The sequence below is a fragment of the Neisseria sp. DTU_2021_1001991_1_SI_NGA_ILE_055 genome (assembly GCF_032342915.1).
Lineage (GTDB): Bacteria > Pseudomonadota > Gammaproteobacteria > Burkholderiales > Neisseriaceae > Neisseria.
This window is the reverse complement of record NZ_CP135440.1, coordinates 719,130-741,647: the sequence shown is the minus strand read 5'-3', so window position 1 is coordinate 741,647 and position 22,518 is coordinate 719,130. Positions and strand designations below refer to the sequence as shown.

The following is a 22,518-nucleotide window of genomic DNA, read 5'->3' as shown; positions in this document are numbered from 1 at the left end:
TTTCAGACGGCCGGTTACGCCCAAAGGCCGTCTGAAACGCGGTTTACAGCTCGAAATCGCCCAAATCGTCCGCGCTGACTTCTGAATCAATCTGACCGATTAAGTAAGAAGAAATTTCCACTTCCTGCGGCGCAACCTGTACATTGTCAGAAGACAGCCATGCGTTGATCCAAGGAATCGGATTTTGGGTCGCACCTTCAAATCCGGCAGGCAGACCGACCGCCTGCATACGCAGATTGGTAATGTATTCAACGTATTGCGCCAGAATCTCTTTATTCAGGCCAATCATTGAGCCGTCTTTAAACAGATAGGCTGCCCATTCTTTTTCCTGCTCGGCTGCTTTTTTGAAGAGGTTGAAACACTCGTCCTGCAATTCATTCGCGATTTCAGCCATTTCAGGATCATCGGCACCGGCGCGCATCAGGTTGAGCATATGCTGGGTGCTGGTCAAATGCAAGGCTTCGTCACGGGCAATCAGCTTGATGATTTTAGCGTTGCCTTCCATCAATTCACGCTCGGCAAAAGCAAACGAGCAGGCGAATGAAACGTAAAAGCGGATGGCTTCCAATACATTGACGCACATCAGGCAGAGATAGAGTTTTTTCTTCAATTCGCGCAAAGACACGTTAACGAGCTTGCCAGCGACATTGTGCGAACCTTCGCCCAACAGATTGTAATACTGAGTGTATTCAATCAAATCATCGTAATAGCAGGCAATGTCTTCGGCGCGGGCGATGATGTATTTGTTTTGCACAATATCATCGAACACGACTGAAGGATCATTCACGATATTGCGGATGATATGAGTGTAGCTACGCGAGTGGATGGTTTCGCTGAAGCTCCACGTTTCAATCCAAGTTTCCAGCTCGGGAATGGACACCAAAGGCAAGAACGCAACATTCGGGCTGCGGCCTTGGATCGAATCGAGCAGGGTTTGGTATTTCAGATTGCTGATGAAAATATGTTTTTCGTGTTCGGGCAGATTGGCGTAGTCAATACGGTCGCGCGATACGTCGATTTCTTCGGGACGCCAGAAGAAAGACAATTGTTTTTCAATCAGTTTTTCAAATACTTCGTATTTCTGCTGGTCATAACGGGCAACATTCACCGGCTGACCAAAAAACATCGGCTCTTTCAGCGCATCGTTTTTGGTTTTGGAAAAGGTGCTGTATGACATGACTAGATGTTCGCAGGACATGGGGAACTCTTTTTAGATTAACTTAAAATGGTAATATTAATATTGTGAAATTTATCTCTTTTATCTAAAACATACTTATCAATTATTTAAATCTTTAATATTTTTAATTAATTCAAAACTCTTATTAGCTAACTCTAAAATCCCCGTAAAACAGGTAACTTTTTTTGCAATTTCTCCCATCTTAGAAAGGAGATTCTTACCAGTTTCTGTATTGCTCATGAATTCTTTATATTCATGGTTGAAATACATATGACCAACAGTATTTTCTAGGACTTCGATAATAGCTTCAGAACCAGTAATTGCATATTGATCAATGGATTCAATAAGACGCAAAAGATATTTTAGAATAGAAGACTTAACATTGTCTTCTATATTTTCAGAAATTAATATGTCCTGATATATGCTTTTTATAGAATTATTTATTTCAATTAGTTCACTTTCATCAATTTTTCTCAAAAATGAAAGTTGATTTTTTTCAAAATTAGCATCAATAATCTTAACAGAAGAATAAAGATATGAAGTCATATTTCCATCTAAATAACAAATGACATCATCCCATTGTCTATCTAACTCTACCGATTTTCCAAGAAAAAACAATATGTTTGCCATCCAATCCTGACAATGCTCGATATAGTCAGGTTCATTTACTTGGAAATAGTTATTAATCTCCTCAATTAAATTTATAACTTTGCTAATCGAAAATAGAATATTACGATCACTAGCTTCATCATTAGTTAGATTTAAAATCTCTATCCACGCGCCTCTTGAAGTACGAAGTGATGAAACTTCTTTAGATTTTTTAATAATTTTCAATAATCTTTGTGCTGGATTATCATAATAAGCATTAGACATTTTCTTCCATCCTTTGTTTTATTTTCAGACGACCTTTTAAACTCTAAAGATCGTCTGAAATCTCCCATTATCAAATCTTACAAGCCCCACCAGCGCAGCCGTCATCCTGAATATCGGTCTGCGTATCGTCCGCACCGTCGCGGGTGTTGTGGTAGTACAGGGTTTTGACACCGTATTTGTAGGCGGTCAGCAGATCTTTCAGCATTTGTTTCATGGAAACTTTGCTGCCTTCGAATTTGCCTGGGTCGTAGGCCGTGTTGGCGGAAATCGATTGATCGACAAATTTCTGCATCACGCCGACAAGTTTCAGGTAGCCTTCGTTGCCGGGAAGCTGCCACAGGGTTTCGTAGGCATCTTTCAGGGTTTCAAATTCCGGTACGACTTGTTTCAAAATACCGTCTTTTGATGCTTTAACGCTGACCAGGCCGCGTGGAGGCTCGATGCCGTTGGTGGCGTTGGCAATTTGCGAGCTGGTTTCAGACGGCATGAGTGCGGTCAGGGTAGAGTTGCGTAGGCCGTATTTGACAATGTCGGCGCGCAGGCTTTCCCAGTCGTAGTGCAAAGGTTCGTTGCACACGGCGTCCAAGTCTTTTTTGTAGGTGTCGATAGGCAGTTTGCCTTGCGAATAAACGGTTTGGTTGAACAGTGGGCATGCGCCGTATTCTTTGGCAAGGTTCACCGATGCTTTGAGCAGGTAATACTGCATGGCTTCAAAGGTGCGGTGGGTCAGGCCAAGGGCGGAATCGTCGCTGTAACGGACGCCGTTTTTCGCCAGATAGTAGGCGTAGTTGATGACGCCGATGCCGAGTGTGCGGCGGTTCATGGTTGCGGTGCGTGCGGCTGCAACCGGATAGTCTTGATAATCCAACAGGGCATCAAGTGCGCGTACGGTCAGATCGGCGAGTTCTTCCAGTTCGTCCAAGTTGTTCAATGCACCCAAGTTGAAGGCGGACAAGGTACACAGGGCGATTTCGCCGTTCGGATCGTTGATGTTGTCCAAAGGTTTGGTCGGCAGGGCGATTTCCATGCACAAGTTGGACTGATGAACAGGCGCAATGCGCGGATCAAACGGACTGTGCGTGTTGCAGTGGTCAACGTTTTGGATGTAGATACGACCGGTACCGGCGCGCTCCTGCATCAGGGTAGAGAACAATTCTGTTGCCGGCAAAGTGCGTTTGCGGATGTTTGGATCTTGCTCGTATTGGGTGTAGAGGCGTTCGAATTCGTCTTGATCGGCGAAGAAGGCATCATACAAACCTGGAACTTCATTCGGCGAGAACAGGGTAATGTTACCGCCTTTAATCAAGCGGGTGTACAGCAGGCGGTTGATTTGTACGCCGTAGTCCAGCTGACGGATACGGTTGTCTTCTACGCCGCGGTTGTTTTTCAATACCAACAGGCTTTCGGCTTCGATGTGCCACAATGGGTAGAACAAGGTTGCCGCGCCGCCGCGTACGCCGCCTTGCGAGCAGGATTTAACCGCCGCTTGGAACATTTTGAAGAATGGGATACAGCCGGTGTGTTGTGCTTCGCCACCGCGGATTTCGCTGCCCAAGCCGCGGATACGGCCGGCGTTGATGCCGATGCCTGCTCGTTGGGAAACGTATTTCACAATCGCGCTGGTGGTCGCGTTGATGGAGTCGAGGCTGTCGTCGCATTCAATCAATACGCAGCTTGAGAATTGACGGGTAGGTGTACGCACGCCGCTCATGATAGGCGTAGGCAGCGATACTTTGAATGTGGAAACGGCGTCGTAAAAGCGTTTGACGTAATCCAAACGGGTCTCTTTCGGATATTTGCTGAAGAGACACATGGCCACCAAGATGTATAAAAACTGCGGCGTTTCATAAATTTGGCGGGTAACGCGGTTTTGAACCAGATATTTGCCTTCCAGCTGTTTTACGGCAGCATAAGAGAAGGTCATATCGCGACTGTGGTCGATATAGGCGTTCAGCTCGTCGAATTCTTCGCGGCTGTAATCTTCGATGATGTGGCGGTCGTATTTGCCTGCTTCGGTCAGTTTTTTAACGTGATCGTAGAGGTGAGGCGGTTCGAACTCGCCGTAAGCGATTTTGCGCAGATGGAAAATAGCGAGGCGGGCAGCCAGATATTGATAATCGGGCGTGTCTTGTGAGATCAGGTCGGCCGCGGCCTTGATGATGGTCTCATGGATGTCGTCGGTACGGATACCGTTGTAAAACTGAATATGTGATTTGAGCTCGACTTGCGATACGGAGACGTTTTGTAAGCCTTCCGCCGCCCAAGTAACAACACGGTGGATTTTGTCTAAATCGATATCTTCCAAGCGTCCGTCGCGTTTGGTTACTTTAATATTCGTTGCTGCATTCATTATTCAGTCTTCCCATTAAAAAACACAAGATACGGTATTTGATTGCTTTGAACGGCACAATATAATGTATTTTTCTTTGTTTAACTAGACTTGACAATGCGCTTTTTTCGGGGGTTGATTAAAAAGGGGAATGGCTCAGGCTAGGTTTTATGTGGGTTTGTGGCGGTCAGGCATTATTTTGTGTTTGCATCACATTTGTTCAAAATTTTTCTAGAGGCTTATGAAATAAAGAGATTTATATTCAGGTTTCGTCTAAATGGAAGGAGTGTTAAATTTTGCAAAGCAAGTAGTATGATGTAGTAATTAACCACATTTTTTGTCATATAAAAAATGGGCGTTTTGCCGGTGCTCAGGCGAAACATATAATGGAAAAACTACTTAGGAGGCGAATCATGTTGATGCTGAAAAATTTAGGTTCCGCACTGGCGACGGTTGCCGTATTGGGCTTGGGTGCTTATTCTGTCGAGGTGGCAGCCAAGCCGCATGGCTCTCATGTGAGTAAACACCAGCAGGCGAAGAAAAACAAATTGCATCCTGCCTGCAAGCAATACCTTGAGCGCCGTGCCGCTTGGTATCGTTACAAAGGCAACAAGGCCGAGTTGAGGGAAAACCGTAAAGCGGCAAAAGCGTTCCGCGGTTTGCCTTATGCCGAGCAAAAGATTCAATGCCAAGCCGCTTATCGGGCATTTGATGATTTTGATTACGGCAAATTCCGACGCCGTTAATCGGCTGATTTGAATAAAGGCCGTCTGAAGGTTTCAGACGGCCTTTGATTTTTATTTCTCAACGATGATTTTGTTTTCGGCTTGAGGCTCGTATTGAGTGGATTCATCACCATAATACAACACGCCCAGCTTGATGGGGATGCGGCCTTGCGATTTACGGTGGGCGTTGGAGTCGCGCAGGGAGTAGGCGCATCCGCAGTATTCTTGCTGGTAGAAATGTTCGCGTTTGCTGATTTCAATCATGCGTGCGCTACCGCCGCCTTTGCGCCAGTTGAAATCCCAATAAACCAGGTCATCGTAGGGCTCGGCAGCGCGATGGCCGCAGCCGTTGATCTGTTTCATGTCTTTCCAGCGTGAAATGCCTAATGAGCTGGTGAATACATGGAAGCCGTTTTCATGGGCGTATTGTGCTGCTTTTTCAAAACGCATGTCGAAACACATGGTGCAGCGGATACCGCGTTCGGGTTCGAATTCCATGCCTTTGGCTTTGGCGAACCATTCTTTGCGGTCGTTTTCGTAGTCGTCGTCTTTGTCGATGAAGGGAATGCCGAATTTGTCCGCAAAGCGCATGTTTTCTTCTTTGCGCAACATATATTCTTTGTGCGGATGGATATTGGGGTTGTAAAAATAAATGGTGTAGTCGATGCCGCTGGCAAGCAGGGCTTCCATTACTTCGCCGCTGCACGGGGCGCAGCAGGAATGCAGCAGGACTTTTTTATGGCCGCCGGGCGGAACGAGGATGGGGCGGTCAATATCGGTAACGATGGGAGTGTTTAATTCGGTCATGGTTGGATTCTATTTATTGTTAAGTGTTTCAGACGGCCTTAGGGATCGGGGCCGTCTGAAATATAAGATGAAGCATATATTTTAACAGAGCTGCACTTTATGGAACAGTTTGCTACTGCTTTTTCTTTTCGTTCAATGGCTTGAACTCTTGTGCATCCGGAGGCGGAGCTGCGAAGATGGTGTCTGGATTGGGGTGCGCTCCGAATTCTGCCAGCAGGTTGCGATAGTCCAGCGACTGTTTCATCAGTTCTGCGGCGGCGGTGCGCAGGTTGTCCACGTCTTCCGGTGGCAGATAGAAACTGGTCGGGATATTCAATACCTTGTCCCTCAGTTGGGACGGCGGAAGGTCTTTGAGATTGAGGCTGACAAAAGTGAAATAGATATTGTCATTCTGCTTGTCTTTGTTCCATTGATCGACAAAAGCCCTGAAGCGGCGCAAAGACTCTTGCGAATGTTGGTCAATCGGGATATTCACGATAGCGGAAACGACATCGCGTAAGCCGGGTACGGCCGCTTTTTTATCCAAATCGCTGCTGACTTCGTTTTGGGCATTGACGTTGATGACGACAATATGGCGGATTTTGTTTTGTTTGATTTTATGCGTCAGAATTTTTTCCGGATACATCTCCGTCATGTCCAAAAGGCTGCGCATACCCAAATTGTCGGTCAAGCCACCGTCGATAAGGTGGATGTAGGGACGGTTTTTACTGTCACTGTATTTTTGGAAACGCTCGAAAAATTCTTTTCGGGTTTGCAGTTGTTTTTTACCGGCTTCGCTGTCGGAGACAAGTTGCAGCGGAGGCGTGTATTGGCAATTGCCACCGTTGTTATTGAGCGTAATCGGTGCAAACACCATAGGCACGGAGCTGGAAGCGGCAACGGCGCGGGCAAGTCGTAAGTCGCCCAAGTCGATACACATCGGGTCGAAATATTCCTGCGTAAAATTGAAACGCTCGCCTATGCCCATATCGGTGGCGGAAATGATGGCAAACGGGCCCTTGGCATTTTTTTCCAAATCGCGGAAAGTGGTTTTGCCGAAAAGGTAGTTTTCAAATTGTTCCTGTAATAGATCGCCGCGTCCGTATTCAGGCGAGGCCAGTCGGGGCAGGTTGGACATGGAAAATGCCTGTTTGACGACTTGGCGTTGGAAGTTTTGGTGTAGGAAACGTTTATAAAACAAGGGAATGGTTTCTTCGCCCTTGAGTGCAAAATAAGCTGCCAAAACCGAGCCGCCGGATACGCCGAACACCACATCGACATTCGACATCAAAGATTGTTTTTTGCCGCCGATGGATGGTAATCTGTTGCTTATGAAGCTGCTCCAACACGCCATAACCCAAGGCCGCCGCGCGCGTGCCGCCGCCGGAGAACATCAATACAATAAGCGTATCGTCTTCGTCGTTGCGCTGAAGCTGGCTGGTTTCAAAGCGGTAGCCGCGTTGCAGGTCGACCGTATCAATACCGGCGATAGGTTGATATTTTACCAGTGAGCAGGCGGATAATAGGGCTGCGGAGAGCAGGGAAAGGGATGATTTAAAAGGGAATTTTGGCATAAATACAGGAAGGTCGGTTGTTCATTCAAAACGGATTATAAAGGTTTTCAGGCGTTGTTTACAGAAGCAGGCCTTTCAGACGGCCTTTTGTGTCGATTTTCCGTTATAATCGACACAATCTTTATCTTTCCAAACCCTTATGGCGCAACCGAACCGCATCAACCACGAACCTGTCTTTCTGCTTGCTTCCGCCCCTTGGCGCGAGAGCAGCTTGTGGGTGGAGGCCTTCAGCCGCCGTTATGGGCGTGTGGCTTTGTTGGCCAGAAGCGCACGCAAACGGCAGAGCGAGTTGCGCGGCGTGTTGGTGCCGTTTGTGCCGGTGAGTGCGTCTTGGTATGGTTCGCAAGAGTTGAAGACCCTGCATCGCGCCGAATGGATAGGCGGTTGGCCGCAGCCGCAGGGCAGGGCTTTGTTCAGCGGATTGTATGTGAACGAGTTGATGCTGAAGTTGACCGTCCGCGAAGACCCGTTGCCCGAGCTTTACGATGTCTTGGCGGAAACCATGAAAACCATCTGCTGCGAGGCCAACCACATTGCCGCTTTGCGCCGTTTTGAATGGACGCTACTGACACGTTTGGGCTTTGCCCCCGATTTGTTCCATGACGGCAACGGCAATGAAATCAACGGCGAAGAAACGTATTGGCTCACACCTGAAGAGGCTGCGGTGCCTTTGGCCGAGACCGACCGTTTCCATGCGCTCAATAAGGGCGTTGCCGTATTGGGCGCGACTTTAATCGATTTGAGGGAAGGCAGTTTCGTTCATCAGGAAAGTCTGGGGCAGGCTTTGAAAGTAACGCGGCTTTTGATTGACAACCTTCTGCCCGAGGGTATCAAGTCTCGGCAGGTTTTGCAGCAATTGCAGCAGTTTGGTTTGGGCAGTTGAATTTTTCAGACGGCCTGTGAATATGAGCAGGCTCAGGCCGTCTGAAACTTTAAAGAAAGGACATTATTATGTTGTTAGGCGTAAACATCGACCATATTGCCACCGTCCGCAATGCGCGCGGTACGATTTATCCCAGCCCTGTCGAAGCGGCGCTGATTGCGGAAACCCACGGCGCAGATTTGATTACCATGCACTTGCGTGAAGACCGCCGCCATATTAAAGATGCGGACGTGTTCGCCGTTAAAAACGCCATCCGCACGCGCCTGAATTTGGAAATGGCGCTGACGGAAGAAATGCTGGAAAACGCGCTCAACGTCATGCCGGAAGATGTGTGCATCGTTCCTGAAAAACGCCAAGAAGTAACCACCGAAGGCGGTTTGGACGTATTGGCGCAACAGGATAAAGTGGCCGAGTTCACCAAAATTCTGACTGACGCAGGCATCCGCGTGTCCTTGTTTATCGATGCCGACAACGCGCAAATCCAAGCCGCTTATGATGTCGGCGCGCCCGTTATCGAATTACACACCGGTGCGTATGCCGATGCACACGGCCACGCCGAGCAGATGAAACAATTCGAGCGCATTCAAAACGGTGCGCATTACGCCAGCGATTTGGGCTTGATCGTCAACGCCGGACACGGCCTGACCATTCACAACGTAACGCCGATTGCCCAAATTCTCGCCATCCGCGAGCTGAACATCGGCCATTCGCTGATTTCCCAAGCACTCTTCCTCGGCCTGCCTGAAGCGGTCCGCCAAATGAAGGAAGTCATGTTCAGAGCCAGAATGCTGCCTTAAGGGCATCAGCCATACCGGCTAAAGCGGTTTGCTTTGGCCGGTAGCCGCATTTTCAGACGGCCTGACTATTTAAACAAGGAGCAGACCCATGATTTACGGAATAGGCACGGATATTGTTTCCCTCAAACGCATTATCCGCCTGAACAAAAAATTCGGACTGGCATTTGCGCAACGCATTCTCAGCCCGGAAGAACTGTTGGAGTTTCCACAGGCAGGCAAGCCGGTCAACTATCTTGCCAAACGCTTTGCCGCCAAGGAGGCTTTTGCCAAAGCCGTTGGTACGGGCATACGCGGCGTGGTGTCCTTCCGCAATATCGGTGTCGGGCATGACGCATTGGGCAAGCCTGAATTGTTTTTTGCACCGGCTTTGAGCAAATGGCTGGAAGAGCAGGGTATCCGCGGCTGCCATCTGAGCATGAGCGATGAAGAGGATACCGTCATGGCTTTTGTCATTGCGGAAAAATAAGGCCGGATTTAAGTATTCTGGAATAGAACATCCTTTTCAGACGGCCTGAAGGATTAGATTTTTGTTAAAAGTCGGGCGTATGGGCCCGACATCGTTTTTTTACGCACAAATCGGCAGGTGTCGCCGCCTGCCGCATAGTAAGGGGTCGTTTGCGGGAGGGGGCGGAATCCTACGCTAAGGCTTTGGCCAGCGATATTCTCCGGTGAGATTGATGTGTTCCCATCCGAGCGGCGAAACATGGGCCAAGAGATCGGGCGATAGCAGCTTTCCATCGCGTTTCTGGTTTGCAACGACCTCGCCGAGCTTCATGGTGTTCCAGAAGATGATGATGGCGGCGAGCAGATTCATGCCGGCGATGCGGTAATGCTGGCCTTCGGCGGAACGGTCGCGGATTTCACCGCGGCGGTGGAAGCTGATTGCCCGCTTCAGCGCATGATGAGCTTCGCCTTTGTTGAGCCCGATCTGGGCACGCCGTTGGAGTTCGGCATCCAGAATCCAGTCGATCATGAACAGGGTGCGCTCGACGCGACCGACTTCCCGCAGGGCTGTCGCGAGCTCGTTCTGCCGCGGATAGGAGGCGAGTTTCCGCAGAATCTGGCTTGGCGCGACGGTCCCGGCAGCAATGGTGGCGGCGATGCGCAGGATGTCGGGCCAATTGCGCTCGATCATGGCTTGGTTGACCTTTCCGCCGATCAACGCTCGCAGGTGCGCCGGGGCGGCCGACGGATTGAACGCGTAGAGCCGTTTGGATGGCAGGTCGCGGATGCGCGGAGCGAACCGGTAGCCGAGAATGGCACATGCGGCAAAGACGTGATCGGTGAAGCCGCCCGTGTCGGTGAACTGCTCGCGGATATGGCGTCCAGCATCGTTCATCAGCAGGCCATCGAGGATGTAAGGCGCTTCGCTTGCCGTTGCAGGAATCACCTGGGTTGCGAACGGCGCATATTGGTCGGAGACGTGGCTATAGGCTTTCAGGCCCGGGGTATTGCCATATTTCGCGTTGACCAGGTTCATGGCCTCACCTTGCTCTGTAGCGACGAAGAACTGTCCGTCGCTCGAAGCCGACGTGCCCATGCCCCAGAACCGGGCCATGGGTAACGCTGCCTGTGCCTCGACCACCATGGCCAGCGCCCGGTCATAGGCTTCGCCCTCGACATGCCACCGTCCAATGCGGATCAATTCCCAGAAGGTGTGGGTGTTTGTCGCATCCGCCATTTTGCGCAAGCCGAGGTTGATCCCTTCCGCCAAGATAACGTTCATTAGCCCGATCCGGTCAGCGCAGGGTGCTCCTGTGCGCAGATGGGTGAACGCTTCGGTGAAGCCGGTCGCCGCATCCACCTCCAGCAGGAGATCGGTGATGCGCGTGGGCGGGATCTGCTTGTAGAGATCGAGCACCAGATCTTCGGCGCCTGTCGGCGCGGCGGCTTCGAGTTTCTCGATATGCAGAACGCCGTTTTCAATCGACCCGCCCGGGATCGTGCCTGCGCGAGCGGCACGGCCAAGCTCGCGCAACCGCATGTCGAGGCGAGCTTGCCGGTCTGCCAGCCATTCCTCCGGCCGCAATGGCACAGCGAGACGACCGCCTTCCGCGATGGATTGTGCCGGAACGAGTGCGTGTTTCAGATCGCCATAGCGCCGGGACCTAGTAAGCCAGACATCTCCGGAGCGGAACGCATCGCGCAGATGGAACAGCACCGCGATCTCCCATAGGCGAGCGTCGCCAGCCCTCTGGGCCCGAAGGTGGCGATGCCATTTCGAGCTGGGCCGCAAGAAGCTGGTCATCGCGGCATCGTTCAAACCGGTACGAAGGGCCGTCACCGCTTCCAGAAGCGGCAGTGCAACGGGCGCAGCTCGCAGATCGAGCAGGCGCAACATGCGTGGAGCGTATCGGCGGAAGCGGTGATAACCGTCGAGCACATGATTGAGCGGATCGTCGGCCATGGTGGCGGTCAGCCTGGTTGCCATTGCAACAAGGGTTTTTAAGCCGTCCCACCCTGACCCACTCGCGATGACATCGCCCAGCGGCTGGCCATCATCCTGTGCATCGACCAGGGCGCCCCCGATCTCGGCGAAGGATTTCAGGGTGTCACGCACCACCCCCGCTTCGTCTGCGACCTTTGCATGGCAAATACGCTCCGAAGCACGGTAGAGACGGCCGACGATCCGGTCGTGGGTTTCGACCACTGCGTCGGCCAACATCGCCTGCCATTCCGAGACGCAAACAGCCAAGATCGCAAGCCGCCTGTCCTCCGGGAGATCGCGCATGCCGTCGGCATAATACCGTTCACCCTGCCTGCGCAGACGAGTCACCCGATGGGCAGGAACGCCGGCAAGCAGATCCTCGGGGAGATCGATGCGTTGCAGATATTCGAGCCGGTCGAGCAGCCGGTTGGCCGACGAAGAGTTCGAGCCAGGCTCGAACTGGCGCAGCCACACAAAACGGGTCACCCGATCATCAGCCGTCTCCTCGAGCAATGCCAGCAACTGTTCTCGGATCGACATAGGCAGCCGACTGGCGATCCTCGTCTCGATGCGTCGCTCGGCATCGACGAGAGCCGCGGCACAAAGCCGCTCGATCGTGGATGTCGCGGGAAGGACAGTGCGGGTGCGTCGGCACTCGGCTACGAAGCGACGGGCGATATCCTCGTTCGACACCGCCATCTCGGCTTCTCGGAACAACCATTCCTTCAGCTCGCTCGCACCACGTCCGGAGAAGGTGCGGAAGCCGTAGAGCCCCCGTAACTCGGCAAGATGCTCGTGCCGTGTTTCCTCGCGGGCAGCATAGTCTACGAGATCGTCGGCACCCAGGCCAAGCTGCGCTCCGATAAATTCGATGACCTCTGCAGGGATCAGTTCGCCTGGAGCCAGCACCCGGCCGGGATAGCGCAGGACACACAATTGCAGGGCGAAGCCGAACCTGTTGTGAGCGCGCCGACGCAGCCTGATATGCCCAAGGTCTTCATCACTCAGCGTATAGTGCTTGAGCAAATCCGTCTGTGAAGTCGGCAAGCGCAACAGCGCGTCTTTCTGCCGATCGGTTAGAGTGACGCGACGCGGCATACATGTTCCTTTTTCAAAATCTGATAGCGTTCAAGACGCTTTGTTTATGAAGCTGGTTGAGATACATTTCCAGAGGTCAATGCAATCGTGGCCGAAGCGCCGCCTCAAACCAACGTTTGTGATACATGCTGATCGGATATGCCCGCGTCTCCAAAGCCGATGGCTCGCAGTCTCTCGACCTGCAGCACGACGCCTTGCGCGCCGCAGGTGTCGAACGGGACAATATCTATGATGATCTTGCTTCCGGCGGTCGTGATGATCGCCCTGGCTTGACTGCCTGCCTCAAGTCATTGCGTGACGGCGATGTGCTGGTGGTCTGGAAGCTCGATCGCCTCGGACGATCGCTTGCCCATCTGGTCAACACGGTGAAGGAGCTGTCAGACCGCAAGATCGGCCTGCGGGTTCTGACTGGAAAGGGCGCTCAGATCGACACCACGACTGCGTCCGGTCGCATGGTGTTCGGAATCTTCGCCACCTTGGCCGAGTTCGAGCGGGATCTGATCCGAGAGCGCACCATGGCGGGTCTCGCCTCCGCGAGAGCGCGCGGTCGCAAGGGCGGACGAAAATTCGCGCTCACCAAAGCTCAGGTGCGTCTCGCGCAAGCCGCCATGGCCCAGCGCGATACTTCAGTTTCCGATCTCTGCAAGGAACTCGGCATCGAGCGCGTCACTCTCTACCGATATGTCGGTCCCAAAGGCGAGCTCAGAGACCATGGAAAGCATGTTCTCGGACTTACGTAGCAACTCGTTTCTTTTCGCAGGTTGAGCCCTGATGAATCCCCTAATGATTTTTATCAAAATCATTAAGTTAAGGTAGATACACATCTTGTCATATGATCAAATGGTTTCGCCAAAAATCAATAATCAGACAACAAAATGTGCGAACTCGATATTTTACACGACTCTCTTTACCAATTCTGCCCCGAATTACACTTAAAACGACTCAACAGCTTAACGTTGGCTTGCCACGCCTTACTTGACTGTAAAACTCTCACTCTTACCGAACTTGGCCGTAACCTGCCAACCAAAGCGAGAACAAAACATAACATCAAACGAATCGACCGATTGTTAGGTAATCGTCACCTCCACAAAGAGCGACTCGCTGTATACCGTTGGCATGCTAGCTTTATCTGTTCGGGCAATACGATGCCCATTGTACTTGTTGACTGGTCTGATATCCGTGAGCAAAAACGGCTTATGGTATTGCGAGCTTCAGTCGCACTACACGGTCGTTCTGTTACTCTTTATGAGAAAGCGTTCCCGCTTTCAGAGCAATGTTCAAAGAAAGCTCATGACCAATTTCTAGCCGACCTTGCGAGCATTCTACCGAGTAACACCACACCGCTCATTGTCAGTGATGCTGGCTTTAAAGTGCCATGGTATAAATCCGTTGAGAAGCTGGGTTGGTACTGGTTAAGTCGAGTAAGAGGAAAAGTACAATATGCAGACCTAGGAGCGGAAAACTGGAAACCTATCAGCAACTTACATGATATGTCATCTAGTCACTCAAAGACTTTAGGCTATAAGAGGCTGACTAAAAGCAATCCAATCTCATGCCAAATTCTATTGTATAAATCTCGCTCTAAAGGCCGAAAAAATCAGCGCTCGACACGGACTCATTGTCACCACCCGTCACCTAAAATCTACTCAGCGTCGGCAAAGGAGCCATGGATTCTAGCAACTAACTTACCTGTTGAAATTCGAACACCCAAACAACTTGTTAATATCTATTCGAAGCGAATGCAGATTGAAGAAACCTTCCGAGACTTGAAAAGTCCTGCCTACGGACTAGGCCTACGCCATAGCCGAACGAGCAGCTCAGAGCGTTTTGATATCATGCTGCTAATCGCCCTGATGCTTCAACTAACATGTTGGCTTGCGGGCGTTCATGCTCAGAAACAAGGTTGGGACAAGCACTTCCAGGCTAACACAGTCAGAAATCGAAACGTACTCTCAACAGTTCGCTTAGGCATGGAAGTTTTGCGGCATTCTGGCTACACAATAACAAGGGAAGACTCACTCGTGGCTGCAACCCTGCTTACTCAAAATCTATTCACACATGGTTACGTTTTGGGGAAATTATGAGGGGATCTCTCAGTGCTCAGCATGTTTGAGTGCTTTACTCGCCGCGGGTTGAGAAATATGTAAAACTTCAGCCGCACGCGTTAAGGAACCACAAGTCATTACAGCATAAAAGATATCGAGATGTCTTAATTTCATTCCATGTAGCCTTCTGATTATTTATTTCTACGGACTATTCTAACGAATAAAGTATAAATAATCAGATATACTCGTCATAATTCAAATTTTGGTTTAGTTGTCACGAGAATTAATTCGTAAACGTGCAAGCTAAATAGATTGACTAGGGGAATATACGGGGTAAGAAAGCGGCTCGGCATACTGCCCTATAATAAATTGTTAGGAGAAGTACGCCGAGTAGTGTGTAGCTATTAGGTAAAGTATGTACCAATTTCAATAAATATTTTAATTAAGATACTGTTTGAAATATCAACAATAAAGGCACCGACCATAGGAACGACAAGGAAAGCTTTATGTGATGGTCCAAATGCTTTTGTGACTGTTTGCATATTCGCAATTGCTGTTGGTGTTGCTCCCATACCAAAGCCACAGTGACCCGCGCTGATCACGACAGCATCATAATCTTTGCCCATCATTTTGAAGGTGACAAAGCAGGCAAATAGCACCATGACAACAGTTTGTACAGCAATGATAATTAATACTGGCCCTGCCATGCTTGCCAATTGACCAAATTTTAATGACATTAACGCCATTGCCAAGAAAAGCGATAAAGCAACGCTACCTAATACATCGACGGTCGGCTCAAACACTTCGTGTTTAAATACATGAGTCAGTGTATTACGGATAATAATACCGACAAATAAACACCAGACAAAAGTAGGCAGTTGCAGAAAAGTATCTTTAAACAATGCACTGATATAGCCACCAACAACAATACAGATAATCAGCATTGAAATGGTTTCAATAACGTTATTTGCATTGATTTTTCTTTTGACGCTTGGTTGCTCAAAAGCTTCAACGATAGTGTCGCGCTCTTGCTCGGTTGTTTTAGGAATAGAGACCTTTTTCAAAAGATGACGGGCAACAGGGCCGCCAACTAAACCACCCAACACTAATCCAAGTGTTGCACAAGCCATCGCTAATTCAACGGCGCCTGTTACACCATATTTATCAGCGAGAATAGGGCCCCATGCTCCGGCATTACCATGACCACCTGTTAGAGTAATTGAACCTGCAATTAAGCCAATAAATGGACTTTCATTCATCATGACAGCCATACTCATGCCGACAGTATTTTGAATGGCGATTAGGATCGTTACTGCAATAGTTAATAGAACTAACGGCTTTCCTCCTTTAATCAGTCGAGAAAAGTCAGAACTTAGCCCGATAGAGGAAAAGAATGTGAGCATTAATAAACTTTGCAATGAAGCATCAAAAGTAAACGAATAACCTGATGTTTTATCAATAATTAACAGAACAATTGCAACAATAAAGCCACCAACGACGGCTTCTGGTATGTGGTTTTTTTGTAGGAACGGGGTAAATTTTACGACAAACATTCCTATGAGTAGCGCGATACATGCGACTAATAATGTATAACTGGCATCTAGGATCATTTTTTTACCTCTATTAGTTTACCAGAATTTTCACTATAACAATTTAACAATAGTGAAAAATGAAGTTACTTTGGTTAACTAATCTTTAACAATGAGTTTTATTAGGGTATCCATAACTTTTAGTTAATAGGGTCATAATTTTAGTGTGATCTTAATCATGAAATATTAAAAAGATTAAAATAACAACAATGGTATTTAATGATGGGTAAACCTAAATACCATGCGGGATCCGCACTATTTTCGGTGATAGCAAAAAATAAAAAAGTATAAATAATAAACAAAATTATAAGAGAAGGAGAACATGATAAGCGCAGGCCGAGCAATTTAAAGAAGTGTGATATACAACATAAAACAGCAGCATGACCTTTCTATATTTCGTTGCTTATCGAAGTGTTAATTTTCGGGTGGATTACTCTGTTTGTTGATTAATAACGGAGAAAAATATGATTGCTGTAATATTTGAGGTGCAAATACAACCCGACCAACAAACTCGCTATTTGACTTTAGCTGAGGAGTTAAGACCACTATTAAGTCATGTAGCTGGTTTTATTTCAATTGAACGTTTTCAAAGTCTAGCTACAGAAGGAAAAATGTTATCGCTATCTTGGTGGGAAAACGAATACGCAGTTCTGCAATGGAAAAATCATGTTTTACATGCGAAAGCTCAACAAGAAGGGCGAGAGTCAATATTTGATTTTTACAAAATTAGTATTGCTCATATTACTCGCGAATATTCATTTAAAAAGGACAAGGATAATGTTTGATGTTCACGTTGTTTTAGATAATCAAATAGGACAATTAGCATTACTAGGAAAAACATTAGGTAATAAAGGTATTGGATTGGAAGGGGGAGGGATATTTACGGTTGGTGATGAATGCCATGCTCATTTTCTTGTTGAACAAGGAAAGGAAGCTAAAATAGCGCTAGAGCAAGCTGGACTGTTAGTACTTGCGATCCGGACACCATTAATTCGTAAGTTAAAACAGGAAAAACCGGGGGAACTTGGCGAAATAGCACGAGTATTGGCGGAGAATAACATTAATATTTTAGTGCAATACAGTGACCATGCTAACCAACTGATATTAATAACGGACAATGATAGTATGGCTGCATCTGTTACGCTCCCTTGGGCAATAAAGTGAACTTGCGATGGCTAATTTAATACGAAAAGAGGTTACCTTTGAGTCCTCAATAGCCGCGATAGGGGCGGCTATGTCTGACATTTCACGAGTTAAAATACTCAGTGCTTTGATGGATGGGCGAGCTTGGACGGCCACTGAGCTAAGTTCTGTGGCGAATATATCAGCTTCAACGGCGAGCAGTCATTTATCTAAATTATTAGATTGCCAGCTAATCACAGTAGTAGCTCAAGGCAAGCATCGTTATTTTCGGCTAGCAGGAAAAGATATTGCTGAATTGATGGAAAGTATGATGGGGATCTCCTTAAACCATGGCGTACATGCCAAAGTTTCCACGCCAGTGCATTTACGAAAAGCACGTACTTGCTATGATCATTTAGCTGGCGAAGTTGCCGTTAAGATCTATGATTCCCTTTGTCAACAGCAATGGATCACTGAAAATGGTTCAATGATCACATTAAGTGGTATTCAATATTTTCATGAAATGGGAATTGACGTTCCTTCCAAACATTCACGTAAAATCTGTTGTGCGTGTTTAGATTGGAGTGAACGCCGTTTCCATTTAGGTGGGTACGTTGGAGCCGCATTATTTTCGCTTTATGAATCTAAAGGGTGGTTAACTCGACATCTTGGTTACCGTGAAGTTACCATCACGGAAAAAGGTTATGCTGCTTTTAAGACCCACTTTCACATTTAAGTTGTTTTTCTAATCCGCATATGATCAATTCAAGGCCGAATAAGAAGGCTGGCTCTGCACCTTGGTGATCAAATAATTCGATAGCTTGTCGTAATAATGGCGGCATACTATCAGTAGTAGGTGTTTCCCTTTCTTCTTTAGCGACTTGATGCTCTTGATCTTCCAATACGCAACCTAAAGTAAAATGCCCCACAGCGCTGAGTGCATATAATGCATTCTCTAGTGAAAAACCTTGTTGGCATAAAAAGGCTAATTGATTTTCGAGAGTTTCATACTGTTTTTCTGTAGGCCGTGTACCTAAATGTACTTTTGCTCCATCGCGATGACTTAGTAAAGCACATCTAAAACTTTTAGCGTTATTACGTAAAAAATCTTGCCAGCTTTCCCCTTCTAAAGGGCAAAAGTGAGTATGGTGCCTATCTAACATCTCAATGGCTAAGGCGTCGAGCAAAGCCCGCTTATTTTTTACATGCCAATACAATGTAGGCTGCTCTACACCTAGCTTCTGGGCGAGTTTACGGGTTGTTAAACCTTCGATTCCGACCTCATTAAGCAGCTCTAATGCGCTGTTAATCACTTTACTTTTATCTAATCTAGACATCATTAATTCCTAATTTTTGTTGACACTCTATCATTGATAGAGTTATTTTACCACTCCCTATCAGTAATAGAGAAAAGTGAAATGAATAGTTCGACAAAGATCGCATTGGTAATTACGTTACTCGATGCCATGGGGATTGGCCTTATCATGCCAGTCTTGCCAACGTTATTACGTGAATTTATTGCTTCGGAAGATATCGCTAACCACTTTGGCGTATTGCTTGCACTTTATGCGTTAATGCAGGTTATCTTTGCTCCTTGGCTTGGAAAAATGTCTGACCGATTTGGTCGGCGCCCAGTGCTGTTGTTGTCATTAATAGGCGCATCGCTGGATTACTTATTGCTGGCTTTTTCAAGTGCGCTTTGGATGCTGTATTTAGGCCGTTTGCTTTCAGGGATCACAGGAGCTACTGGGGCTGTCGCGGCATCGGTCATTGCCGATACCACCTCAGCTTCTCAACGCGTGAAGTGGTTCGGTTGGTTAGGGGCAAGTTTTGGGCTTGGTTTAATAGCGGGGCCTATTATTGGTGGTTTTGCAGGAGAGATTTCACCGCATAGTCCCTTTTTTATCGCTGCGTTGCTAAATATTGTCACTTTCCTTGTGGTTATGTTTTGGTTCCGTGAAACCAAAAATACACGTGATAATACAGATACCGAAGTAGGGGTTGAGACGCAATCGAATTCGGTATACATCACTTTATTTAAAACGATGCCCATTTTGTTGATTATTTATTTTTCAGCGCAATTGATAGGCCAAATTCCCGCAACGGTGTGGGTGCTATTTACCGAAAATCGTTTTGGATGGAATAGCATGATGGTTGGCTTTTCATTAGCGGGTCTTGGTCTTTTACACTCAGTATTCCAAGCCTTTGTGGCAGGAAGAATAGCCACTAAATGGGGCGAAAAAACGGCAGTACTGCTCGGATTTATTGCAGATAGTAGTGCATTTGCCTTTTTAGCGTTTATATCTGAAGGTTGGTTAGTTTTCCCTGTTTTAATTTTATTGGCTGGTGGTGGGATCGCTTTACCTGCATTACAGGGAGTGATGTCTATCCAAACAAAGAGTCATCAGCAAGGTGCTTTACAGGGATTATTGGTGAGCCTTACCAATGCAACCGGTGTTATTGGCCCATTACTGTTTGCTGTTATTTATAATCATTCACTACCAATTTGGGATGGCTGGATTTGGATTATTGGTTTAGCGTTTTACTGTATTATTATCCTGCTATCGATGACCTTCATGTTAACCCCTCAAGCTCAGGGGAGTAAACAGGAGACAAGTGCTTAGTTATTTCGTCACCAAATGATGTTATTCCGCGAAATATAATGACCCTCTTGATAACCCAAGAGGGCATTTTTTACGATAAAGAAGATTTAGCTTCAAATAAAACCTATCTATTTTATTTATCTTTCAAGCTCAATAAAAAGCCGCGGTAAATAGCAATAAATTGGCCTTTTTTATCGGCAAGCTCTTTTAGGTTTTTCGCATGTATTGCGATATGCATAAACCAGCCATTGAGTAAGTTTTTAAGCACATCATCATCATAAGCTTTAAGTTGGTTCTCTTGGATCAATTTGCTGACAATGGCGTTTACCTTACCAGTAATGTATTCAAGGCTAATTTTTTCAAGTTCATTCCAACCAATGATAGGCATCACTTCTTGGATAGGGATAAGGTTTTTATTATTATCAATAATATAATCAAGATAATGTTCAAATATACTTTCTAAGGCAGACCAACCATTTGTTAAATCAGTTTTTGTTGTGATGTAGGCATCAATCATAATTAATTGCTGCTTATAACAGGCACTGAGTAATTGTTTTTTATTTTTAAAGTGATGATAAAAGGCACCTTTGGTCACCAACGCTTTTCCCGAGATCTCATCTATTGAAACAGCTTGATAGCCTTTTTCAACAAACAATATTCGTGCTGAGTTAACCAGTGATTGATAGGTACTCTTAAAATTTTCTTGTTGATGATTTTTATTTTCCATGATAGATTTAAAATAACATACCGTCAGTATGTTTATGGTATCATGATGATGTGGTCGTGACAATCTTAAGAACATTTAGGTTATTTTATGTATATTGAACAGCATTCTCGCTATCAAAATAAAGCTAATAACATCCAATTAAGATATGATGATAAGCAGTTTCATACAACGGTTATCAAAGATGTTCTATTATGGATTGAACATAATTTAGATCAGTCTTTACTGCTTGATGATGTGGCGAATAAAGCGGGTTATACCAAGTGGTATTTTCAGCGGCTGTTCAAAAAAGTAACAGGGGTCACACTGGCTAGCTATATTCGTGCTCGTCGTTTGACGAAAGCGGCTGTTGAGTTGAGGTTGACGAAAAAAACTATCCTTGAGATCGCATTAAAATATCAATTTGATTCCCAACAATCTTTTACACGTCGATTTAAGTACATTTTTAAGGTTACACCAAGTTATTATCGGCGTAATAAATTATGGGAATTGGAGGCAATGCACTGAGAGATCCCCTCATAATTTCCCCAAAGCGTAACCATGTGTGAATAAATTTTGAGCTAGTAGGGTTGCAGCCACGAGTAAGTCTTCCCTTGTTATTGTGTAGCCAGAATGCCGCAAAACTTCCATGCCTAAGCGAACTGTTGAGAGTACGTTTCGATTTCTGACTGTGTTAGCCTGGAAGTGCTTGTCCCAACCTTGTTTCTGAGCATGAACGCCCGCAAGCCAACATGTTAGTTGAAGCATCAGGGCGATTAGCAGCATGATATCAAAACGCTCTGAGCTGCTCGTTCGGCTATGGCGTAGGCCTAGTCCGTAGGCAGGACTTTTCAAGTCTCGGAAGGTTTCTTCAATCTGCATTCGCTTCGAATAGATATTAACAAGTTGTTTGGGTGTTCGAATTTCAACAGGTAAGTTAGTTGCTAGAACCCATGGCTCCTTTGCCGACGCTGAGTAGATTTTAGGTGACGGGTGGTGACAATGAGTCCGTGTCGAGCGCTGATTTTTTCGGCCTTTAGAGCGAGATTTATACAATAGAATTTGGCATGAGATTGGATTGCTTTTAGTCAGCCTCTTATAGCCTAAAGTCTTTGAGTGACTAGATGACATATCATGTAAGTTGCTGATAGGTTTCCAGTTTTCCGCTCCTAGGTCTGCATATTGTACTTTTCCTCTTACTCGACTTAACCAGTACCAACCCAGCTTCTCAACGGATTTATACCATGGCACTTTAAAGCCAGCATCACTGACAATGAGCGGTGTGGTGTTACTCGGTAGAATGCTCGCAAGGTCGGCTAGAAATTGGTCATGAGCTTTCTTTGAACATTGCTCTGAAAGCGGGAACGCTTTCTCATAAAGAGTAACAGAACGACCGTGTAGTGCGACTGAAGCTCGCAATACCATAAGTCGTTTTTGCTCACGAATATCAGACCAGTCAACAAGTACAATGGGCATCGTATTGCCCGAACAGATAAAGCTAGCATGCCAACGGTATACAGCGAGTCGCTCTTTGTGGAGGTGACGATTACCTAACAATCGGTCGATTCGTTTGATGTTATGTTTTGTTCTCGCTTTGGTTGGCAGGTTACGGCCAAGTTCGGTAAGAGTGAGAGTTTTACAGTCAAGTAATGCGTGGCAAGCCAACGTTAAGCTGTTGAGTCGTTTTAAGTGTAATTCGGGGCAGAATTGGTAAAGAGAGTCGTGTAAAATATCGAGTTCGCACATCTTGTTGTCTGATTATTGATTTTTCGCGAAACCATTTGAT

21 protein-coding genes and 1 pseudogene are annotated in these 22,518 nt (G+C 46.9%); 11 read left to right on the top strand and 11 right to left on the bottom strand.

Going from position 1 to position 22,518, the window contains the following annotated elements; all coding sequences use genetic code 11:
• Positions 1 to 43: 43 nt before the first annotated feature.
• From nrdB to nrdA, 3 genes are all read right to left on the bottom strand, one after another.
• Positions 44 to 1,177 carry a class Ia ribonucleoside-diphosphate reductase subunit beta gene (gene nrdB / locus RRV97_RS03430; RefSeq protein ID WP_315612229.1) on the bottom strand — a complete coding sequence of 378 codons (1,134 nt, stop codon included), beginning with the start codon at positions 1,175 to 1,177 and terminating at the stop codon, positions 44 to 46.
• 99 nt (positions 1,178 to 1,276) lie between these two features.
• Positions 1,277 to 2,050: a hypothetical protein gene (locus RRV97_RS03425; RefSeq protein ID WP_315611982.1), complete on the bottom strand. Its 774-nt coding sequence runs from the start codon at positions 2,048 to 2,050 to the stop codon at positions 1,277 to 1,279.
• A gap of 70 nt (positions 2,051 to 2,120) precedes the next feature.
• Positions 2,121 to 4,400, bottom strand: a complete 2,280-nt coding sequence (gene nrdA, locus RRV97_RS03420) for a class 1a ribonucleoside-diphosphate reductase subunit alpha (protein WP_315611981.1) — start codon at positions 4,398 to 4,400, stop codon at positions 2,121 to 2,123.
• Between the two features lie 392 nt (positions 4,401 to 4,792).
• Here nrdA and RRV97_RS03415 point away from each other — a divergent pair, with 392 nt between their 5' ends.
• Positions 4,793 to 5,125: a stress response protein gene (locus RRV97_RS03415; protein WP_315611980.1), complete on the top strand. Its 333-nt coding sequence runs from the start codon at positions 4,793 to 4,795 to the stop codon at positions 5,123 to 5,125.
• A 51-nt stretch (positions 5,126 to 5,176) separates the two neighbouring features.
• Here the strand turns inward: RRV97_RS03415 and RRV97_RS03410 are convergent, their stop codons facing one another.
• Together RRV97_RS03410 and RRV97_RS03405 are read right to left on the bottom strand one after the other, a co-directional pair.
• Positions 5,177 to 5,911, bottom strand: coding sequence for an epoxyqueuosine reductase QueH (locus RRV97_RS03410; protein ID WP_036490921.1), 735 nt, complete (start codon positions 5,909 to 5,911; stop codon positions 5,177 to 5,179).
• A gap of 112 nt (positions 5,912 to 6,023) precedes the next feature.
• A pseudogene (locus RRV97_RS03405) lies at positions 6,024 to 7,464 on the bottom strand (patatin-like phospholipase family protein).
• 139 nt (positions 7,465 to 7,603) lie between these two features.
• On the opposite strand from RRV97_RS03405, the gene recO reads away from it, so the two are divergent.
• The 3 genes from recO (at position 7,604) to acpS (ending at position 9,610) form a co-directional block, all read left to right on the top strand.
• Positions 7,604 to 8,347, top strand: coding sequence for a DNA repair protein RecO (recO, locus tag RRV97_RS03400; protein ID WP_315611979.1), 744 nt, complete (start codon positions 7,604 to 7,606; stop codon positions 8,345 to 8,347).
• A 68-nt stretch (positions 8,348 to 8,415) separates the two neighbouring features.
• Positions 8,416 to 9,144 (top strand): pyridoxine 5'-phosphate synthase, encoded by a 729-nt coding sequence (gene pdxJ / locus RRV97_RS03395; protein WP_003746637.1) that lies wholly within the window; start codon positions 8,416 to 8,418, stop codon positions 9,142 to 9,144.
• Positions 9,145 to 9,232: 88 nt separating this feature from the next.
• Positions 9,233 to 9,610 carry a holo-ACP synthase gene (acpS, locus tag RRV97_RS03390; protein ID WP_003746639.1) on the top strand — a complete coding sequence of 126 codons (378 nt, stop codon included), beginning with the start codon at positions 9,233 to 9,235 and terminating at the stop codon, positions 9,608 to 9,610.
• Between the two features lie 174 nt (positions 9,611 to 9,784).
• On the opposite strand, the gene RRV97_RS03385 is transcribed toward acpS, so the two are convergent.
• Positions 9,785 to 12,670: a Tn3 family transposase gene (locus tag RRV97_RS03385; RefSeq protein ID WP_001138082.1), complete on the bottom strand. Its 2,886-nt coding sequence runs from the start codon at positions 12,668 to 12,670 to the stop codon at positions 9,785 to 9,787.
• A gap of 125 nt (positions 12,671 to 12,795) precedes the next feature.
• On the opposite strand from RRV97_RS03385, the gene RRV97_RS03380 reads away from it, so the two are divergent.
• Both RRV97_RS03380 and RRV97_RS03375 read left to right on the top strand, forming a co-directional pair.
• On the top strand, positions 12,796 to 13,410 hold the full coding sequence (locus tag RRV97_RS03380) for a recombinase family protein (RefSeq protein ID WP_000904906.1): 615 nt from the start codon (positions 12,796 to 12,798) through the stop codon (positions 13,408 to 13,410).
• Positions 13,411 to 13,545: 135 nt separating this feature from the next.
• Positions 13,546 to 14,754: an IS4-like element ISVsa5 family transposase gene (locus RRV97_RS03375; protein WP_001352368.1), complete on the top strand. Its 1,209-nt coding sequence runs from the start codon at positions 13,546 to 13,548 to the stop codon at positions 14,752 to 14,754.
• Positions 14,755 to 14,763: 9 nt separating this feature from the next.
• Here RRV97_RS03375 and RRV97_RS11480 read toward each other — a convergent pair whose 3' ends face one another.
• A complete protein-coding gene (locus RRV97_RS11480; protein WP_052894307.1) occupies positions 14,764 to 14,853 on the bottom strand; it encodes a LysR family transcriptional regulator in 90 nt (29 codons plus the stop codon).
• Positions 14,854 to 15,119: 266 nt separating this feature from the next.
• Positions 15,120 to 16,325: a sodium/glutamate symporter gene (gene gltS, locus RRV97_RS03370; RefSeq protein WP_000599533.1), complete on the bottom strand. Its 1,206-nt coding sequence runs from the start codon at positions 16,323 to 16,325 to the stop codon at positions 15,120 to 15,122.
• Between the two features lie 443 nt (positions 16,326 to 16,768).
• Between gltS and RRV97_RS03365 the strand changes: the two genes are divergently transcribed.
• The 3 genes from RRV97_RS03365 to RRV97_RS03355 are packed head-to-tail and all read left to right on the top strand — an operon-like array spanning position 16,769 to position 18,162.
• Complete coding sequence (locus RRV97_RS03365; protein ID WP_000562370.1) at positions 16,769 to 17,089, top strand: antibiotic biosynthesis monooxygenase family protein; 321 nt, start codon at positions 16,769 to 16,771, stop codon at positions 17,087 to 17,089.
• Positions 17,082 to 17,468, top strand: a complete 387-nt coding sequence (locus RRV97_RS03360; RefSeq protein WP_000460651.1) for a hypothetical protein — start codon at positions 17,082 to 17,084, stop codon at positions 17,466 to 17,468. Before RRV97_RS03365 ends, RRV97_RS03360 begins: the two co-directional genes overlap by 8 nt.
• Before the next feature lie 7 nt (positions 17,469 to 17,475).
• Positions 17,476 to 18,162: an ArsR/SmtB family transcription factor gene (locus tag RRV97_RS03355; protein ID WP_001284954.1), complete on the top strand. Its 687-nt coding sequence runs from the start codon at positions 17,476 to 17,478 to the stop codon at positions 18,160 to 18,162.
• Here RRV97_RS03355 and tetR(B) read toward each other — a convergent pair.
• Positions 18,140 to 18,763 (bottom strand): tetracycline resistance transcriptional repressor TetR(B), encoded by a 624-nt coding sequence (gene tetR(B), locus RRV97_RS03350; RefSeq protein ID WP_000088605.1) that lies wholly within the window; start codon positions 18,761 to 18,763, stop codon positions 18,140 to 18,142. The two genes, RRV97_RS03355 and tetR(B), sit on opposite strands and share 23 nt — an antisense overlap.
• Before the next feature lie 81 nt (positions 18,764 to 18,844).
• Between tetR(B) and tet(B) the strand changes: the two genes are divergently transcribed.
• Positions 18,845 to 20,050 carry a tetracycline efflux MFS transporter Tet(B) gene (gene tet(B) / locus RRV97_RS03345; RefSeq protein ID WP_001089072.1) on the top strand — a complete coding sequence of 402 codons (1,206 nt, stop codon included), beginning with the start codon at positions 18,845 to 18,847 and terminating at the stop codon, positions 20,048 to 20,050.
• A 112-nt stretch (positions 20,051 to 20,162) separates the two neighbouring features.
• On the opposite strand, the gene tetC is transcribed toward tet(B), so the two are convergent.
• Positions 20,163 to 20,756, bottom strand: coding sequence for a tetracyline resistance-associated transcriptional repressor TetC (gene tetC, locus RRV97_RS03340; protein ID WP_000428546.1), 594 nt, complete (start codon positions 20,754 to 20,756; stop codon positions 20,163 to 20,165).
• A gap of 87 nt (positions 20,757 to 20,843) precedes the next feature.
• On the opposite strand from tetC, the gene RRV97_RS03335 reads away from it, so the two are divergent.
• The gene (locus tag RRV97_RS03335; RefSeq protein ID WP_000275180.1) at positions 20,844 to 21,260 is read left to right on the top strand and encodes a helix-turn-helix domain-containing protein; all 417 of its coding nucleotides are present in this window, start codon (positions 20,844 to 20,846) and stop codon (positions 21,258 to 21,260) included.
• A gap of 9 nt (positions 21,261 to 21,269) precedes the next feature.
• Here the strand turns inward: RRV97_RS03335 and RRV97_RS03330 are convergent, their stop codons facing one another.
• Positions 21,270 to 22,478, bottom strand: coding sequence for an IS4-like element ISVsa5 family transposase (locus RRV97_RS03330; protein ID WP_001339197.1), 1,209 nt, complete (start codon positions 22,476 to 22,478; stop codon positions 21,270 to 21,272).
• Positions 22,479 to 22,518: the final 40 nt, after the last annotated feature.

Bases quoted from the DNA above. Each gene is read 5' to 3' on its own strand.
- nrdB (WP_315612229.1), bottom strand. From the start codon at position 1,177: ATGTCATACAGCACCTTTTCCAAAACCAAAAACGATGCGCTGAAAGAG.
- RRV97_RS03425 (WP_315611982.1), bottom strand. From the start codon at position 2,050: ATGTCTAATGCTTATTATGATAATCCAGCACAAAGATTATTGAAAATT.
- nrdA (WP_315611981.1), bottom strand. From the start codon at position 4,400: ATGAATGCAGCAACGAATATTAAAGTAACCAAACGCGACGGACGCTTG.
- RRV97_RS03415 (WP_315611980.1), top strand. From the start codon at position 4,793: ATGTTGATGCTGAAAAATTTAGGTTCCGCACTGGCGACGGTTGCCGTA.
- RRV97_RS03410 (WP_036490921.1), bottom strand. From the start codon at position 5,911: ATGACCGAATTAAACACTCCCATCGTTACCGATATTGACCGCCCCATC.
- recO (WP_315611979.1), top strand. From the start codon at position 7,604: ATGGCGCAACCGAACCGCATCAACCACGAACCTGTCTTTCTGCTTGCT.
- pdxJ (WP_003746637.1), top strand. From the start codon at position 8,416: ATGTTGTTAGGCGTAAACATCGACCATATTGCCACCGTCCGCAATGCG.
- acpS (WP_003746639.1), top strand. From the start codon at position 9,233: ATGATTTACGGAATAGGCACGGATATTGTTTCCCTCAAACGCATTATC.
- RRV97_RS03385 (WP_001138082.1), bottom strand. From the start codon at position 12,670: ATGCCGCGTCGCGTCACTCTAACCGATCGGCAGAAAGACGCGCTGTTG.
- RRV97_RS03380 (WP_000904906.1), top strand. From the start codon at position 12,796: ATGCTGATCGGATATGCCCGCGTCTCCAAAGCCGATGGCTCGCAGTCT.
- RRV97_RS03375 (WP_001352368.1), top strand. From the start codon at position 13,546: ATGTGCGAACTCGATATTTTACACGACTCTCTTTACCAATTCTGCCCC.
- RRV97_RS11480 (WP_052894307.1), bottom strand. From the start codon at position 14,853: ATGACTTGTGGTTCCTTAACGCGTGCGGCTGAAGTTTTACATATTTCT.
- gltS (WP_000599533.1), bottom strand. From the start codon at position 16,325: ATGATCCTAGATGCCAGTTATACATTATTAGTCGCATGTATCGCGCTA.
- RRV97_RS03365 (WP_000562370.1), top strand. From the start codon at position 16,769: ATGATTGCTGTAATATTTGAGGTGCAAATACAACCCGACCAACAAACT.
- RRV97_RS03360 (WP_000460651.1), top strand. From the start codon at position 17,082: ATGTTTGATGTTCACGTTGTTTTAGATAATCAAATAGGACAATTAGCA.
- RRV97_RS03355 (WP_001284954.1), top strand. From the start codon at position 17,476: ATGGCTAATTTAATACGAAAAGAGGTTACCTTTGAGTCCTCAATAGCC.
- tetC (WP_000428546.1), bottom strand. From the start codon at position 20,756: ATGGAAAATAAAAATCATCAACAAGAAAATTTTAAGAGTACCTATCAA.
- RRV97_RS03335 (WP_000275180.1), top strand. From the start codon at position 20,844: ATGTATATTGAACAGCATTCTCGCTATCAAAATAAAGCTAATAACATC.
- RRV97_RS03330 (WP_001339197.1), bottom strand. From the start codon at position 22,478: ATGTGCGAACTCGATATTTTACACGACTCTCTTTACCAATTCTGCCCC.